Genomic DNA, 14,283 nt, shown 5'->3' with positions numbered 1-14,283 from the left:
GCGCCGGACAGGATCACACACGGTCGCGGCCAGAATGAAATTTTGTTCAGTGTTTGTTGGAGCGCTGGCGCGCTCGAGTTCGCGGCCCCGGATGTCCCGACGATCAGGTGCCGTTGCTTGCTCCTTCGTCGCGTACGCAACGGCACCTGATCGTCGGGACGGCCGCGAACCGCCGCTGCGCGGCGGACCCTCCTCGGGGTCGGGTCGTGCGGGGTATATGCGGGTGGTCACTCGCCTTTGTAGGTGCCGAAGCTCCAGAGGTTGCCTTCGGGGTCTTGGGCGCTGAAGCCTCGGGAGCCGTAGTCCTCGTCGCGGAGGTCTCGGATGATGGTGGCGCCTGCGGTGGTTGCGCGGGTGTGGAGGGCGTCCGGGTTGTCGGTGACGAGGTAGATGTTGGCGACGCCGGGTGGGCGGGTGCCGAAAGGTGAGTCGTCGCGGCCGGTGGAGCCGAACATGATGCCGCCGCCTTCGGGCCAACGCAGTTCGCCGTGTTCGACGATCGACGGGTCGTCGTCGCGGGCGTACACGGCGGTCGCCTCGAAACCGAAGGTGGTGGTGAGGTATTCGATCATGGCGCGGGCGTCGGTGAAGGCCAGGCACGGCCAGACGGCGCTGTGGGTTTCGGTGGAAGTAGTCATGTTCTCAGCCTCGTGCTTCGGCCGCTTCCGGGTCTTGGACGGATGGAATCTCCTCGGCCAGCCAGGCGGTCGGGGCCACCCCGGCAAGTTCGGCGAAGTCGCGATTCAGGTGGGCCTGGTCGTAGTAGCCGCAGGTGGCGGCGATCTGGGCGATCGAAACGTAGGAGGGGGTGCTGGTCAGCATGCGGCGGGCCCGCTCGAAGCGGATGATGCGCGCGGCCAGTTTCGGGCTTGCGCCGAATTCGGCGGTGAACTTGCGGGTGAGATGCTGCCTGCTCCAACCGATGCGTGCGGCCAGGGGACTGATCGGGGCAGTTCCTCCTGTGTGCACGAGAGTGCGCCACGCCCAGGTCAATTCGGGTCCGAGGACTGATTCGGTGCGAGCCGCTGCCGTGAGCGCGCGGTCGCAGGCGGCGAATCTGTTCGGCCAATCAGGCTGCGCGTGAACGGCATCGGCGAGCTGATCGCCCAGATTCCGCTGAGCTTGCGAACATTCGATGGTCACATCCCACATCTCGCTCGCGGGCATCCCGAACAGCACGCGACTGCCGAGCGGGGTGAGCTCGATGGCGACACCTTCCTGAAAACCGGTGTGCGCGATCATCGCCGGGGCGGCTTGCAATCCGCTGAGGACACAGCGATAACTTCCCGGCGCTTGACGCGGGTCGGTCTGCTCCACGACATCGATCGTCGGACCGACGGCGACGATGAAGGTCATGTGTCGCGAAGGCAGTCCACGGTGCAGGCCCGGTTCGAAACCCGTCATGCGGTAGCCCACGTACCGGTCGATGAACGCCGCCAAGACCGGCGCGGGCGCCGCGGTCACCACCTCCGTGGTCGCCTCCATAAACGCCACGCTACGCCGACCACCCGCGCTGCGACCCTGTCCCGCAAGCACATGGGTAACTCACCGGGCACGGGCTCACCTGACCCTATCCGCCACCGCCGGCCGCCCACGACAATCCCCACGCACCTGAATCAGGCCAGAATCGCGGAGAGGCGGAGGAGTGTCGTGGTGCTCGTCGCCGGGTAACCGAACCGAGAAGGTGCTCTCCGCGCCGTCGCCAGCGCGGTGAGATATCGCACTCGGGGGTGCGGAGCGTGTGGAAACGCGAGGTCAGCCGGTTAATCTTGCGCCTTCGTCCAAATCTGTAGGAGGTGTCATGCGGCGGGTTCAGTACGAGCGCAGCAGTGGTCCGGGGGTGCTCGAGGTCGTCGCGGCCGAGGTGCCGGTGCCCGGTGCCGGTGAGCTGCTGGTTCGGGTCGAGGCGATCGGGGTCACCCTGTCGGCGATCCGGCGCATCAGCGAGGCGCAGCCGTCGCGGGCCGAAGTGGCCGGTGAGGTCGTCGCCGTCGGTGACGGTGTCGACGGGTACAGCGAGGGCTACCGCGTGGTCGGCGTGTGCGCCGCCGACGCCTACGCCGAGTTCGTGCTGCTCTCGGTCGACCAGGCCTCCGCGATCCCCGACGGCGCCTCCGCCGTCGACGCCGTCGCGCTGATGCGCAGTGGGCTCGTCGCCCTCGGCGCACTCGACACCGTCGCACCGCGCGAGGGCGAGACCGCGCTGGTCACCGCCGCCGCGGGCGGTGTCGGACACCTCGCGGTCCAGTTGGCCCGCGTGCGCGGCGCGAGCTGGGTGGTCGCCGCGGTCTCCGACGAGGGCAAAGCCGACTTCGTCCGCGAACTCGGCGCCGACGAGGTGTTCGTCTATGACCAGCTGCACTGCGGCAAGCAGGCCGACTACGCCCTCGACGGCGTCGGCGGCAGCGGCCTCGCCACCGCCCTGACCGGCCTGGCCGAGGGTGGTCGCGCCGTCACCTACGGCAGCAGCGGCGTCCTCGACACCGAGGACCTGCTCGCGGGCGGCAAAACCCTCACCGGTTTCCGTATCGGCCGCCTCGCCCAGCGCGACCCCGCCCGCTACGAGGACCTGCGCCAAGAGGTGTGGCAGCACTACGCGGCCGGACTCCTGCACCCCGTCGTGCACGCCGAGTTCCCCCTCGACGACGCGGCCGCCGCTCATGCCGTCATCGAACAGCGCGCCAACCTGGGCAAGGTCGTCCTGGTCCCCTGAGCTGTTCCGCCTCCCCGCGACTCCGGCCTGATTCAGGTGCGTGGAGATTGCTACCGGCGGCAGCGTATGGGGCAGGTGAGCCCGTCCCGACGAGTTACCCAGGTCCGTGCGAGACAAGGTCTGTCGGGGCGGGGTCGCGGCGTGAGGGCAGACCCGTAGACTCTGGTCCTTGTGAGCCTCACCCTCGGAATCGTCGGCCTGCCCAACGTCGGAAAGTCGACCCTGTTCAACGCGTTGACCAAGAACGACGTGCTGGCCGCGAACTACCCCTTCGCGACCATCGAACCCAACGTCGGCGTGGTCCCGCTGCCGGACAAGCGGCTCGACGAACTCGCGAAGATCTTCGGCTCCGAGCGGATCGTGCCCGCCGTCGTGTCGTTCGTCGACATCGCGGGCATCGTGAAGGGCGCCTCCGAAGGCGCGGGCCTGGGCAACAAGTTCCTCGCCAACATCCGTGAGGCCGACGCGATCTGCCAGGTGGTGCGGGTGTTCGCCGACGACGACGTGATCCACGTCGACGGCCGGGTCGACGCCGCCGCCGACATCGAGGTCATCGAAACCGAGCTCATCCTCGCCGACCTGCAGACCCTCGAGAAGGCCATCCCGCGCCTCGAGAAGGAAGCACGCGTCAAGAAGGACCGCAAGCCGCTGCTCGACGCCGCCAAGGTGGCCGAGGGTTTCCTCAACGAGGGCACCACGCTGTTCGCCGCGGGCAAGAAGATCGACGCCGACCTGCTGCGTGAACTGTCGCTGCTCACTGTCAAGCCGTTCCTCTACGTCTTCAACGCCGACGAATCCGTCCTCACCGACGAGGCCAAGGTGGCCGAACTGCGTGCCGCCGTCGCCCCCGCCGACGCCGTCTTCCTCGACGCCAAGGTCGAAGCCGAACTCCTCGAGCTCGACGACGAATCCGCCCTCGAGCTCCTCGAGTCCATCGGCCAGACCGAACCCGGCCTGCACGCCCTCGCCCGCGCCGGTTTCCACACCCTCGGCCTGCAGACCTACCTCACCGCAGGCCCCAAGGAAGCCCGAGCCTGGACCATCCACCAGGGCGACACCGCCCCCAAGGCCGCAGGCGTCATCCACACCGACTTCGAACGCGGCTTCATCAAAGCCGAAATCGTCGCCTTCGACGACCTGGTCGACGCGGGCTCCATGGCCGCCGCCAAAGCCGCGGGCAAGGTCCGCATGGAAGGCAAGGACTACATCATGGCCGACGGCGACGTCGTGGAATTCCGCTTCAACGTCTAGCGTTGACAGGCCCTGTGGACGAACGCTTACCTCGCTACCGCTTGCTGACCGGGCCCGACGACTCGAGTTTCTGTCGGCGGGTCAGTGCGGCGCTGGATCTGGGTTACGAGTTGCACGGTGGGCCCGCTGCGACGCATGACGGGGAGCGGGTTGTGGTGGCTCAGGCGGTTGTGTGGACGCGGGACGAGCCGACTCCGGCACTCGAGGCGTAGTGCCGGGCGGCGGGTGATGGACGGAGTTGGCCCGGTTGGTCAGCCGACTCCACCGCTCGGGGGAACCGTCGGGACGATCGTTTTCACCGGGAGTTCGACCCGGGTCGAGCCCTGCCAGTAGCCGACGGTGGCTTGGCCGGTGGTCGGGTCGAGGATGGTGCAGTTGACGTTGCCGTAGGCGGTGCTGCCCGCGGGGGCGGGGGCTTGGAAGGAGTCGCTGACCCAGCGGCCCTGGTGGTTGAGGGAGCCGCCGATGGCGGTGTAGTCGAATTCGCGGTAGGTGCCGGTGGTGTTCGCGCTGTTCTCGACCGACATGCCGCACGCGGCGGTCCTGCCCGCGGGGATGTAGACCTGCCAGCTGAGGGTGACGGTGCCGGGGGCCGGGCTGGTGATGCTGCCGTCGACGCCGTTGGTGGCGTGCGCTGTGGGGGCGAGGGCGGTCAGGGCGGCGATGAACAGGGTGGTCGTCGCGAGTTTCGTGATCGGCATCGGGGCTCCTGCGGGTGGGATCGGGGGGTACATCGATCCAACGTCGTGGGAGCGATCGGGGATACGGACCTGAGGGTGGTTCGCGCTGAACACGGGGGTTCGTGTTCGCCACCAAGGTGTACTGGCCAGAGAACGTGGCCGGCTGGTGAGTGTCCGCCGAGTGTTATGTGACAGCCAGGGCTCCGTAGGGGCGAGACGTGTCGGAAGCGAAGGTGAGCCTGTCGAGTTCGGTGAAGCCCACGGATGTGAGGGCATCGGCGAACATGTCGACGGGCCATCGGTAAGCGGTGGTCACCCTGTGCGGAAACGGTTCGACGGCGGTCTCGTCGGTGAAGAAGCCGACGACGAGCCGTCCGCCGGGGCGAAGGATTCGTCGGAATTCCGTGAGGGCGGCGGGGAGTTGGTCCGGTGGCAGGTGGATGAGGGAGAACCAGGAGAGCAGACCGGCGACGGACCCGTCCGGTGCGTCGACCGCGCGGAGCGACCCGATGTCGAACGCGATGCCGGGGTAGGTCGCGCGAGCGTGCTCGATGAATTCGGGGACCATGTCCAGGCCTCTGGCCGCGATCCCCGCCTCGGTGAGTATGTGGGTGAAGTGTCCCGGCCCGCAGCCGAGATCGAGAACGGGACCCTCGGTGAGATGACGGAGAACGAAGCCGGAGTCGACGGGATCGACGGCGGCGGGAAAGCCGCAGACCTCGATGTAGAGCTCGTGCAGGTCGCTGTAGGCCGCGCGGACGGTGTCGTCTACCACCCTGTGACCGTAGCAACGCGAAACAGGGTGAACGGTCTGTTGTCCGTTTGTGCCGAGGGGGACAGGGTAAGGCGGGAAGCGAGGAACCGACAAGCCAGACGAAGGGACCCGACGATGCCGATCAGGCCTGTCCGCCGCATAGCCCGCACACTGCTGGGGACGACGTTCATCGCCACCGGTGTGAACGGTTTGATGAATCCGAAACCACGTGCCGAGGCGGCCACCGCCCTCGCCGACAAGGGCCGCGACAGTCTGCCGGACGCACTGGCCGCCAAGGTCCCCGACGACCCGGGCAAGATGGTGCAGATCAATGCGATGGTGCAGGTGGCAGGCGGTCTGCTGCTCGCGAGCGGTCGCGCACCCCGCCCCGCCGCGTTCCTGCTCGCGGCCACCGTCGTGCCCGGCACTGTCACCGAACAGGACTTCTGGTCGGAGTCCGATCCCGATCGCAAGGCGGTGAAGCGGGCGGGGTTCCTCAAGGACCTCGGTCTGCTCGGCGGCCTGCTGATCGCGGCGGCCGACACCGAGGGCAAGCCGTCGCTCGGCTGGCGCGGCCGCCGCGCCGCGCACAAGCTGATCGACCGCAGCCCGAGCCTGGCCGAGCAGGTGCGCGACGAAGGGGTCGTCGTTCTCGACGCCGCCAAGACGCGCGGTTCGCAACTGGCCGAGGTCGCCAAGGAACGCGGCCCCCAGCTCGCGGAACTGGCCCGCGCCCGCAGCGAGCAACTGGCCGAACTGGCCAGGGAGCGTGGCCCGCAGATCGCCGAAGCCGCCCGTGAACGCGGTGCCCACCTCGCCGAGGTGGCCCGCGACCGTGGACCCGAGGTGGCCGACGAGGCGCGCGGACGCGGTTCGCACCTGGTCGAGGTCGCCAAGGAACGCGGCGCGCACTGGGCGGAAATCGCCAAGGACCGTGGGACGCAGGCGGCCGAGGTCGCGCGCGAACGTGGTTCGCAGGCGGCCGAAGTCGCGCGGGAACGCGGTGCGGAGGCGGCCGAAGTCGCCCGTGATCGTGGGGCGCGAGCGGCCGAGGTCGCGCGAGACCGTGGTGAGGAGGCCAAGATTCGCGGCAAGTACGCCGCCAAGCTCGCCCGTGAACGCGGCGAGGAAGCGAAGCTTCGCGGCAAGTACGCCGCCGAGCTGGCCCGCGAACGCGGCTCGGAGCTGACCAACGGCAAGCGCCGTCTCCCCGCCGCCGCGGCCGATCTCGCGGATCTCGTCGAAAAGACCACGTCCACCACGGCATCCGCCGTCCGTGAGCGTTCGGCCCGCCGATAGCCCGACTGAACTCGACCGCCGCACCGGGATCCAGCCGGTGCGGCGGTTGTCGTATCGGGCCGCAAGCCGGTAGACCTTGGAGATCCCCACAAATACCTGCCCCGATATCCGTGGTCTGTCCGCCGCATCCCGCATGGCGGAGCATGGAACTCGCACGGGAGATCGGGGAATCCCGGCAAATCGGGTTTGGTGTCGTGCTCAGGTGTGAATACTGGGCTTTCGCAGTCGTTTTCGGAGAGTGGGATTCATCAGATGTTGTCCGGTCGTGAAACGTCCAAGCCGTATGCCGTTCGAGTCGCGCTCGTCGCGGCGGCGGTGACGATCGGAGTGCTCGGTTCGGCCGGTCAGGCGGCCGCGCTACCCGGCTCGGGTTCGGCGAGCGGGTCGGCGGATCTGGCGACGGGGTCGGCCACCGGGTCGGCCCACCTGGCCACGGGTTCGGCGGCGGGGTCGTCGGACACGGGTGCCGCGGGCGGCTACTTCGCCTGGCAGTCGTCGCAGTTCCTGCAGAACACCCTGCGGTTCCTGCTGTCGCTGCCGCAGGGAAACCTGCGCTAGCGACTACTTCCAGGCTCGTTCCCAGCGCTCGGCGGCCCAGTCGCGGACATCGGGGCTCACCAGGATCGCGGGCAGCAGCAGGGCGAACCCGACCGCCAGCACCGCGAGCCGCACCCACACGCTGAGTTCGGCGAGCGCGCGTAACAACGCGGGCAGCACACAGAGCGCGGCGAGGACGACGAGGATGATCGCGGCGAGGTTGCGGCCGGGACCGGCGATCAGCGCCGCGCACGTTCCGAAGCACAGCCCGAGCACGAGCCCGCCGACGCCGACGAAGTAGTTGTCCCAGGCCAACCAGCCTGGGCGCGCTGTCCGTTGCGTGGCCACGGCCGCAGCTTAACCCAATCAGCTACCGGTTTGCGGTGTCTCGGACCGAGCCGTCGAGAAGTGGGCAGAAGGTGACAAGCGACCACTCGCGCCGGGGCACGATCGAGTCGTGCACCTGCATGGTCATCGCCACGGCGGCGCCGGTGTCGGGGTGTCGGATCCGCTGCACGGGCCGGTCGAGGTGCGAGGGGACGTCCGGTTCGGTGGTCCAGAACCGTTCCCATTCATCGGCGACCGAGCACACCGCGAACAGGCGATCGATCCTTTCCTGGGGTACCACGCCGGGGCTCATCACCCGGAATCCGTAGACGCACAGGTGGACCTGTTTGTCCCAGTCGAGCATCACCTCGCGCGAGCGTGGGTCGAGCAGCATCCATTCGAGCAGGGTGGTGCTGGTGTCGAGGCCGGGAAAGTACCGTGTCCAAGCGGAATTCGTGGCGACCACGTCGTAGGTCGTGTACATCTGCAGGCTCGCCGGATACGAGATCGAGTTGAGCAGCACCAGATCGGCGGTGGGGATGTCGACGGGGAGGTCGGCGGCCGGGCTGCCGTAACGATCGGCCAGCGACAACGACACCAGGTGATCGCGGAACAGCGCGGGTACGTCGAGGGCGTCGAACAGTGCGGTGAGCGCCTCCAGAGTCGGTGTGCGCGAACCCTGTTCGATCTTCTGGATCAGGGCGGGGGAGATGCCCGCCGCGACGCTGAGCGCGGCGCGGGTCAGTCCGGCCGATTCACGACGTTCGCGCAGGTACCGGGCGATCGGCAGGTGCGGGTCTTCCACGTCGCTTTCCTCTTTCGAACAGTGGGACAAACTGGGACAGTCGTCTAGCTTGACCGACCGTACGGTGTTCGCGAAAATTCGTACAGCCAGGCGGGGCAGCGTCGGGCTACCAATTAGTAGTTCCGGAGCGGAACGGCCGCCGGAGGGGACGGCACGCGCGGTTGCCGCGCGCGCCGAGAGCATCGTCGGGTCCCGACCGTAGGTACCCGGGTGGCGCAGGGGTCCACCCGGTGATCACGGTTCCTGTCCGCTCCGGAACCACACCGCGAGATTCTCGCGCACAGCGGGAACCACCGCCACTCCCGATTCGTCTAATGAAGCAGAGACCGAAGAAAGTGGGGGGCGATGACGCAGCTTCGAACCAGGCGGACCGGGCGTGCCTCGGCATGGACTCTGGGAATTTCCGGCGTGCTCGCGGCCACGGCCGTGCTGGTCGTCGGGCTGGTGTGGTGGCAGCACGACTGGGGTGAGCAGTTCCCGGCACTCGACAGCGAGCGCCTCGACGAACAGCAGATCGCGCTGGTCGACGTGCTGCGTCGCGAATTCGAGAAGCCCGGCGACGGCCCCAAGTACGCCGAGGGCGTGAAGGAGGCGTGGTGCGCCGACTTCGTCAGCTGGACCATGCGCGAAGCGGGCAGGCCGCTGAGCAACCCGAACTCCGGTTCCTGGCGGATCCCCGGGGTGTACACGCTGCAGGAGTACTACGAGACCGTCGGCCGGTTCACCCGGCCCGATGTCGGCTACCGGCCGCGCACCGGTGACGTGGTGCTCTACGGTCCCGACAGCCCGCTCGGTCAGCACACCAACATCGTTCTGAAGGCCGAGGGCGACTCGATCACCACCATCGGCGGCAACGAGATGGGAACCATCCGGGTCCGCACGATCAAGGTGAGCGAAACACCCGACCTCGTGGGGTACGGCAGATTCTGAAAGTCGCTGTCGCGCAAGGCAACCGATCCCGTCGGGGCGGCGCGACCCGACCGGTGCACGTACGATGGAGCAGGCGGCGCCCGGCAGCGTCGCAGGCGACCCTCCGTCCTGCTTCCCCCTCATCGGCAGGACGGGGGAGTCGCGCCGAGGCCTGGGTGCCGATTCCGATCACGTACCGTGTTCGATGTGCGTGTGAAGGTGACCGGAGAAGCACGTCGTGACCCGAAGTGGATCGAGTACGCCGATTTCGGCGAGCGATTCGTCCGGTACGCGGTGACCGAGGACCGGATCGCCGCCGCCGTCGCGGGCATGACGGGGCGTGGTGTGCAGATCGGACCGTTCTCTCTCGGACCGGCGGGATTGGCGGGCTTCGCCGCCGAAGGCACCCTCGGTACTCCTGTGGTCACCCGCAATTCCGGTGACGCGGTCACCTTCGGGGTGAAGGTGCCGCTGAAACTCGCGGTGAACCTGACCATCGGTGGTCGCAAACTCGGCGTGGCCGCCCTCGTCGAGATCGCCCTCACCCTGCATGCCCGCACCGCCGCACCGCTGCTGCTCGTCATGGACGTCGCCCCGGTGACGGCCAAGGACGTGAGTTTCACCCTGCGCGCCGAGGCCGTCGACACGGCCTGGGAGATGCTGCTCGACCCCATCGCCGGACTCGTTCAGCGCGAGGTCGCGGGCCGGGTGAACGCCATCATCAGCGACCCCAAGGCGCGCGCCGAGCGGGTGTTCGACATCGAGGCGATCCTCGACGGATACCGTTCCCCGCACCGCAACGACACCGTGTTCGACTGGATCGACCACCGCGAATTCGGTCTGCGCTTCTTCACCCAGATCGTCACCCGCGACCGCGTGCACGGTGTAGTCGCCCAGATGGCGGGCGGGGAGATCGCGATCGGGCCGCTGTCGGAAGGCCCGCGCGGCGCCGCGACGGTGACCGTGCGCGGCGCCATCGAGCAACCGCGTGTGGTCGAGCGCGGTGCGGCCGTGCCCGGCGAGCTACGGGTGTTCGACATGACTCTGCCGGTTGGCCTCGACATCACCGTCGACGTGCTCAAGGCCAACCACTACCGCGCCGACCTCGAGATCCCCCTCGTCCTCACCGCGCGCGCCGCCGAACCGCTGCAGATCGTCATCGAGGTACCGCCGCCCGCTGTGGAGGACATCTCGATGGAGTTCACCGCGAAGGGTCTGCGGGCCGCGACGCTCGGTCGGCTGGCGGGCATCAAGAAGCAGGTGATGGCCCAGGTCGTCGCCGTGGTGAGTACCGAACTCGCCGACCCGACGGGCCGGACCATCGACGTCGGCGCCGCCATCGACGGTGCCGCCTGAGCTGTGGCCTTTGGTGCTGCTGTGAACAGTGGGTCTAGCGGTACCACTGTGGGCTGTGGTGAAATGAGTCGCACGTTCTAGGCTCCCGGCGCGTACGGGGTTGACGCGCCGGGCTCGCTTGCCGGTTGTGGTCGGGTTGCGCGAAGGAGTCCTGTGATGCGTTCGGTTTCGGTCACCCGGCGTGAGTTCTTCGGATTCGCCGCCGCCGCGACAACTCTCGGCCTCGGGCTGGCCGCCGCGCCCGCCGCGGCGCAGTCCTACGGCACCCTCGTCGACTACGCGGCCGGTGTCCCGTCCGCCGAGGCGATCAGAGCCGCGGGCCATATCGGGGTGATCCGCTACGTCTCCGACCGCAGGCCGGGCGCCGAGTGGATGGCGGGCAAACCGCTGCTGCCCGCCGAGGTGGAAGACCTGTGGGAACACGGGTTGTCGATCGTGTCGAACTACCAGTTCGGCAAGGGACCGACCGCCGATTGGCGCGGTGGGCTCGAAGCGGGCAAACAGCACGCCGAGCGCGGCTGGGAACTGCACACCGCCGCAGGTGGCCCCGATACGGCCCCGATCTACGCCTCGATCGACGACAACCCTTCCGAGCAGGAGTTCGACGAGATGATCGCGCCCTACATCGAGGGCTGGCAGTCGGTACTCGGCCCCGACCTCGTCGGAATCTACGCCAACACGCCGACGATCGACCGCGCCCTGGACGCGGGCCTCGGTTCCTGGTTCTGGCAGCACAATTGGGGCACCCCGAGAGGTTTCGTGCACGACGACGCCCACCTGCACCAGTTCGAGATCGACAAGCGTGCCATCGACGGCGTCGGCGTCGACGTGAACACCGTCCTGGCCTCGGACTACGGCCAGTGGTGACCCCCTGAACGAACTCGAGCCCGGCGCCGTTCGCGAGAACGGGACCGGGCTCGAGTGCTGCGTACCTAGACGGTGAAGAAACCGAGGGTCGGCATGAAGTTGCAGGTGCGCGGTGCGGCGCCCTCGGCGGCAGTGGTCAGCGAGCCGGAGACCACCGCGACGACTCGGCCGTGACCGGTGTCGGCGATGGTCGACAGCGTGGCGGGCCCGCCGGGGTTGATCTTCGCCTCGTCGGTGAGCGTCTGCACGCCCGACTGGCGGGTGTCGAGGTTGAGCCACTGCACCGTCATCGGCGGGTTCTGCTCGGCGGTCGGCGCCTTGGTGCCGAGCGCGGTGAACACGAAACCGGCCTGTCCGGCGGCGGGGCCGGGCGGGGGCAGCTGTGCCGGACCGGCGACCGCGAGCGCGGTGCCCACCGAGTCGGCGCTGTCGCCGATGCAGGCCTTGCCGATGGTCGGGTACAGGAACTGCGCGATGACCGGGCCGTCCTCGGGCAGTTCGGGGCCACCGCCGCCGCTGCCGTCGAGGAAGGTGATGATCCGCTCGAGCGTCGCCTTGATGGCGGGTGGCAGATTCACGGTCGCCAGCAGGACGCGCGCCTGGTCGAGCAGGGCGGTCTGTGGGCTCGCGACGTCGGCGGGTCCGGCGATCAGGCCGGTCACCGCGGGCGCGAAAGCGGCGAGCGCGTCGACCGGGACGCCCTCGGGCACCATCGGCACGCTGATCGGAGCCGCCTGCGTGGCGGGCGCGGCCGTGGTCGACGCGGGCACGGCGAGCATGGCGCCTGCCGCGAGGGCGAGAGCGGTCGTTGCGATCCGCGATGCTCGGCTACGAAGCACTGGTCCAGCCGTCCTTACCTCGGTGTTGCGATGGGCGAGGGTTGTCGGTCCCCATGACGGGGTCACTCTAAGGACAACGCTGCCGTGTTGTACAGCCGCCGGGCCCGTGCGGGCGTCCCGGCCGAAAATACTCTGCCCCGAAGCTAACCCTGTGACGTGTTACACGTGGGGACGTTGATGCAACTGTGACCAGCAGTGTCGCGCCACAGCGCCCAGCCGACTCCCGGTTTTCGGCCCGCCTCGATTCTGGAGCGACGGAGCGAAGGAGCGAAGCGACTGAGCGGAGGAGTGAAGAATCGAGGCCCGCCAGGGCCGAAAACCCGCGGCGCCAGCCGCCAATCCAACACAGCTATTGTGATCTGGCACCGCGCACGCGCCATTTCATACGACCGAAAGCACGGCCTTGAACCGACACCTCCGATGGGCTCTCGCTCTGCTCGGATTGTCCGTGCTCGCCCGGCTGGCCTGGATGCTGTTCGCGCCCAACGGGCTCAATGTCGTCGACCTGCACGTGTACGTCGACGGTTCGGCCTCGCTGCTCACCGATCGCCTCTACGACTTCACCTATGCGGAGAAGACACCGGACTTTCCGCTGCCTTTCACCTATCCGCCGTTCGCCGCGCTGGTCTTCTTCCCTCTGCACTATCTGCCGTTTCCGCTCGTCGCGGTCGGCTGGATGCTGGCGACGGTCGCCGCGCTCTACGGCGTTATCGCGATCAGTTTCCAGTTGCTGCTCGGTGCGAAGACGGCCGGGGAGACCACCTGGGTCACCGCCGCTGTTGGCTGGACCGCGCTCGGTGTCTGGCTCGAGCCGGTGCGCACGACGATCGATTACGGCCAGGTGAATGTGTTCCTGGTGTTCGGTGCCATGCTCGCGGTGCGTAGTTCCCGGTGGTGGGTGTCGGGCGGGCTGGTCGGGGTGATCGCCGGGATCAAGTTGACGCCCGCGATCACCGGTCTCTATTTCGTCGCGCGGCGGCGCTGGGCGACCGTGCTGTGGTCGGCGGCGGCGTTCGGCCTGACGGTTGCTGTGAGTTTTCTCATCAATGCCCACGAGGCGAAGCGGTATTTCGGCACGTTGCTCGGTGACGCCGACCGGATCGGTCCGGTGGGTTCGGTCTGGAATCAGTCGTTGCGCGGGGCGTTGAGCCGCATCCTCGGTGACGACGTGGGGTCCGGTCCCTGGTGGATCGCGGGCGTGCTGGTCACCGCGGTGCTGGCGTTCCTGGCCTGGCGCACGCTCGGACCCGACGACCGGCTCGGCACCTTGGTGTTGGTGCAGCTCTTCGGCCTGATGATCTCGCCGATCTCCTGGTCCCACCACTGGGTGTGGCTGATCCCGACCGTGTTGTGGCTGCTCTACGGCCCGCTGAAGGCCGAACGCGTGGCACGCGTGCTCGCGGGCTTCTGGGTGGCGACGATGCTGATCGGCGTGCCGTGGGTGCTGTCGTTCGCGCAGCCGACGATCTGGGAGATCCCGCGCCCGTGGCCGCTCGCCTGGCTCGGCGCGGTGGATGTGATCGGGGTGTTCGTACTGCTCGGCTGGCTGGTGTGGCGCGGCCGCGACACGCTCGCCGCGCAGGTGCGTGGCCGTCGCGCGGCGGAGGTTCCGGCGGGCTGACTCAGCCCGCGGCGAGGTCGTCGATCACGTGCGCCATCGCCGTGTCCTGTCCGGTGAGACCACCGGCCGAATGCGTACTCAGGGTGAAACGTATTGTGCGCCAACGGATATCGATGTCGGGATGGTGATCGGCCTGCTCGGCGGCGGTGGCGACCTTGCGGACGAGTTCGATTCCGTCGAGGAAGGTCGGTGCCTGCACCGTGCGGGTGATGGCGTCACCGTCGCGGGACCAGTCCGGCAGGGTGGCCAGGGCGATGGTGATCTCGGGATCGGAGAGCAGCGGGGTACCCATGACTGCAGTTCTACGCCTCCTCGGGGCACGGCG

At 68.4% G+C, this 14,283-nt stretch carries 17 protein-coding genes; 9 read left to right on the top strand and 8 right to left on the bottom strand.

Annotation, left to right across the window (positions count from 1 at the left end; genetic code table 11):
• Window positions 1-227: 227 nt before the first annotated feature.
• Both NC7_RS27525 and NC7_RS27520 read right to left on the bottom strand, forming a co-directional pair.
• A complete protein-coding gene (locus tag NC7_RS27525; RefSeq protein ID WP_067988677.1) occupies window positions 228-638 on the bottom strand; it encodes a VOC family protein in 411 nt (136 codons plus the stop codon).
• 4 nt (window positions 639-642) lie between these two features.
• A complete protein-coding gene (locus NC7_RS27520) occupies window positions 643-1,485 on the bottom strand; it encodes an AraC family transcriptional regulator (protein WP_067988675.1) in 843 nt (280 codons plus the stop codon).
• 316 nt (window positions 1,486-1,801) lie between these two features.
• Between NC7_RS27520 and NC7_RS27515 the strand changes: the two genes are divergently transcribed.
• From NC7_RS27515 to NC7_RS28770, 3 genes are all read left to right on the top strand, one after another.
• Window positions 1,802-2,713 carry a quinone oxidoreductase family protein gene (locus tag NC7_RS27515; RefSeq protein WP_067988673.1) on the top strand — a complete coding sequence of 304 codons (912 nt, stop codon included), beginning with the start codon at window positions 1,802-1,804 and terminating at the stop codon, window positions 2,711-2,713.
• A gap of 171 nt (window positions 2,714-2,884) precedes the next feature.
• Window positions 2,885-3,964 carry a redox-regulated ATPase YchF gene (ychF, locus tag NC7_RS27510; protein WP_067988672.1) on the top strand — a complete coding sequence of 360 codons (1,080 nt, stop codon included), beginning with the start codon at window positions 2,885-2,887 and terminating at the stop codon, window positions 3,962-3,964.
• 14 nt (window positions 3,965-3,978) lie between these two features.
• Window positions 3,979-4,176 (top strand): DUF1737 domain-containing protein, encoded by a 198-nt coding sequence (locus NC7_RS28770; protein ID WP_218017654.1) that lies wholly within the window; start codon window positions 3,979-3,981, stop codon window positions 4,174-4,176.
• A 39-nt stretch (window positions 4,177-4,215) separates the two neighbouring features.
• On the opposite strand, the gene NC7_RS27505 is transcribed toward NC7_RS28770, so the two are convergent.
• A complete protein-coding gene (locus NC7_RS27505; protein WP_067988669.1) occupies window positions 4,216-4,665 on the bottom strand; it encodes a hypothetical protein in 450 nt (149 codons plus the stop codon).
• Between the two features lie 163 nt (window positions 4,666-4,828).
• Window positions 4,829-5,419 carry a class I SAM-dependent methyltransferase gene (locus tag NC7_RS27500; RefSeq protein ID WP_067988668.1) on the bottom strand — a complete coding sequence of 197 codons (591 nt, stop codon included), beginning with the start codon at window positions 5,417-5,419 and terminating at the stop codon, window positions 4,829-4,831.
• 114 nt (window positions 5,420-5,533) lie between these two features.
• Between NC7_RS27500 and NC7_RS27495 the strand changes: the two genes are divergently transcribed.
• A complete protein-coding gene (locus tag NC7_RS27495; RefSeq protein WP_084458832.1) occupies window positions 5,534-6,697 on the top strand; it encodes a DoxX family protein in 1,164 nt (387 codons plus the stop codon).
• A gap of 252 nt (window positions 6,698-6,949) precedes the next feature.
• Window positions 6,950-7,255, top strand: coding sequence for a hypothetical protein (locus NC7_RS27490; RefSeq protein WP_067988666.1), 306 nt, complete (start codon window positions 6,950-6,952; stop codon window positions 7,253-7,255).
• Window positions 7,256-7,258: 3 nt separating this feature from the next.
• Here the strand turns inward: NC7_RS27490 and NC7_RS27485 are convergent, their stop codons facing one another.
• Together NC7_RS27485 and NC7_RS27480 are read right to left on the bottom strand one after the other, a co-directional pair.
• The gene (locus NC7_RS27485; RefSeq protein WP_157102195.1) at window positions 7,259-7,582 is read right to left on the bottom strand and encodes a hypothetical protein; all 324 of its coding nucleotides are present in this window, start codon (window positions 7,580-7,582) and stop codon (window positions 7,259-7,261) included.
• A gap of 22 nt (window positions 7,583-7,604) precedes the next feature.
• Window positions 7,605-8,366 carry a helix-turn-helix domain-containing protein gene (locus NC7_RS27480; RefSeq protein WP_067988659.1) on the bottom strand — a complete coding sequence of 254 codons (762 nt, stop codon included), beginning with the start codon at window positions 8,364-8,366 and terminating at the stop codon, window positions 7,605-7,607.
• 345 nt (window positions 8,367-8,711) lie between these two features.
• On the opposite strand from NC7_RS27480, the gene NC7_RS27475 reads away from it, so the two are divergent.
• The 3 genes from NC7_RS27475 to NC7_RS27465 all read left to right on the top strand — a co-directional run bounded on the left by NC7_RS27475 (window position 8,712) and on the right by NC7_RS27465 (window position 11,498).
• Complete coding sequence (locus NC7_RS27475; RefSeq protein WP_067988655.1) at window positions 8,712-9,296, top strand: CHAP domain-containing protein; 585 nt, start codon at window positions 8,712-8,714, stop codon at window positions 9,294-9,296.
• 186 nt (window positions 9,297-9,482) lie between these two features.
• Window positions 9,483-10,631, top strand: a complete 1,149-nt coding sequence (locus NC7_RS27470) for a hypothetical protein (RefSeq protein WP_236573469.1) — start codon at window positions 9,483-9,485, stop codon at window positions 10,629-10,631.
• 156 nt (window positions 10,632-10,787) lie between these two features.
• Window positions 10,788-11,498, top strand: coding sequence for a DUF1906 domain-containing protein (locus tag NC7_RS27465; protein ID WP_067988652.1), 711 nt, complete (start codon window positions 10,788-10,790; stop codon window positions 11,496-11,498).
• 65 nt (window positions 11,499-11,563) lie between these two features.
• Here the strand turns inward: NC7_RS27465 and NC7_RS27460 are convergent, their stop codons facing one another.
• On the bottom strand, window positions 11,564-12,337 hold the full coding sequence (locus NC7_RS27460; RefSeq protein WP_067988648.1) for an Rv1157c family protein: 774 nt from the start codon (window positions 12,335-12,337) through the stop codon (window positions 11,564-11,566).
• 403 nt (window positions 12,338-12,740) lie between these two features.
• On the opposite strand from NC7_RS27460, the gene NC7_RS27455 reads away from it, so the two are divergent.
• Entirely contained in the window at window positions 12,741-13,958 is a 1,218-nt protein-coding gene (locus NC7_RS27455) for a mannosyltransferase (protein ID WP_067988645.1), read from the top strand.
• A 1-nt stretch (window position 13,959) separates the two neighbouring features.
• On the opposite strand, the gene NC7_RS27450 is transcribed toward NC7_RS27455, so the two are convergent.
• A complete protein-coding gene (locus NC7_RS27450; protein ID WP_067988642.1) occupies window positions 13,960-14,250 on the bottom strand; it encodes a 4a-hydroxytetrahydrobiopterin dehydratase in 291 nt (96 codons plus the stop codon).
• Window positions 14,251-14,283 lie beyond the last annotated feature (33 nt).

Source organism: Nocardia caishijiensis NBRC 108228 (assembly GCF_001612825.1).
GTDB lineage: Bacteria > Actinomycetota > Actinomycetes > Mycobacteriales > Mycobacteriaceae > Nocardia > Nocardia caishijiensis.
This window is presented reverse-complemented; position numbering and strand designations above follow the sequence as displayed.

Bases quoted from the DNA above. Each gene is read 5' to 3' on its own strand.
- NC7_RS27525 (WP_067988677.1), bottom strand. From the start codon at position 638: ATGACTACTTCCACCGAAACCCACAGCGCCGTCTGGCCGTGCCTGGCC.
- NC7_RS27520 (WP_067988675.1), bottom strand. From the start codon at position 1,485: ATGGAGGCGACCACGGAGGTGGTGACCGCGGCGCCCGCGCCGGTCTTG.
- NC7_RS27515 (WP_067988673.1), top strand. From the start codon at position 1,802: ATGCGGCGGGTTCAGTACGAGCGCAGCAGTGGTCCGGGGGTGCTCGAG.
- NC7_RS27505 (WP_067988669.1), bottom strand. From the start codon at position 4,665: ATGCCGATCACGAAACTCGCGACGACCACCCTGTTCATCGCCGCCCTG.
- NC7_RS27495 (WP_084458832.1), top strand. From the start codon at position 5,534: ATGCCGATCAGGCCTGTCCGCCGCATAGCCCGCACACTGCTGGGGACG.
- NC7_RS27490 (WP_067988666.1), top strand. From the start codon at position 6,950: ATGTTGTCCGGTCGTGAAACGTCCAAGCCGTATGCCGTTCGAGTCGCG.
- NC7_RS27475 (WP_067988655.1), top strand. From the start codon at position 8,712: ATGACGCAGCTTCGAACCAGGCGGACCGGGCGTGCCTCGGCATGGACT.
- NC7_RS27465 (WP_067988652.1), top strand. From the start codon at position 10,788: ATGCGTTCGGTTTCGGTCACCCGGCGTGAGTTCTTCGGATTCGCCGCC.
- NC7_RS27450 (WP_067988642.1), bottom strand. From the start codon at position 14,250: ATGGGTACCCCGCTGCTCTCCGATCCCGAGATCACCATCGCCCTGGCC.